The organism is Mycobacterium sp. 1465703.0 (assembly GCF_001672975.1).
Lineage (GTDB): Bacteria > Actinomycetota > Actinomycetes > Mycobacteriales > Mycobacteriaceae > Mycobacterium.
The window spans coordinates 1-694 of the sequence record NZ_LZKU01000249.1; the positions used below are offsets into that span (position 1 = coordinate 1).

Annotated in this window: 1 protein-coding gene; it reads right to left on the reverse strand. The window is 68.9% G+C overall.

What is annotated here, in order from left to right:
- The coding region (locus A5625_RS23555; RefSeq protein WP_156748491.1) for a VWA domain-containing protein at positions 1–611 on the reverse strand (611 nt) is incomplete at its 3' end.
- Positions 612–694: the final 83 nt, after the last annotated feature.

A 694-nucleotide genomic window follows, 5' to 3' on the forward strand; every position in this document is an offset into this window, starting at 1 on the left:
CCGTCGGATTCCAGCACGATCCGCGCCGGTGGCGGCCCGTCGCCGCCGCCCATCACCGAGCCGACCGTCGCGATCGCCTGCAATGCGGTGAAAATGCCTTCTCCGGTAGCCGTTTTCGGAGCCGGCTGCAGACTGTCGATGCCCGCCTTCACCGCGCCGCGGTTGGTCGTCGGCGGAACCAGCAGCGTGGCGTTGGCGGCGAACTCCACCAGGCCCAGGTTGATCGCCGGGGTCAGCTGCTCGGCGAATTGCTTGCCGGCCTCCTTGGCCGCCGCCAGTCGGTTGGGCGGCACGTCGTTGGACGCCATCGACTCCGAGACGTCGATCACCAGCATCACCACCGCGCGGTTGAGCGGGATGCGCATGTCGTGGGTGGGGGTGGCCAGCGCGATCGTCAAAAACACCAGGCACAGCAGCGATATGGCGATCGGCAGGTGCCGCCACGGCGACTGTGCAACCGGGGCCTCGGTGTACCGGTGCAGGCGTTGGCGGCGCCGGGCCGCGACGTAGACGTAGAGGCCCAGCAGGGCCAGCGGCACCAATCCGAACAACAACAGGGCGGGACGCTGGAACCCGTAGAGCGGTAACGGGCCGATACCGGGAAGCGTCATGCGGCACGCCTCACCAACAGCGATCCGCGTGGTACCGCCATCGGCTCACCTCCCGATCTGGCCGCCTCCTCGAACTCCGGCGG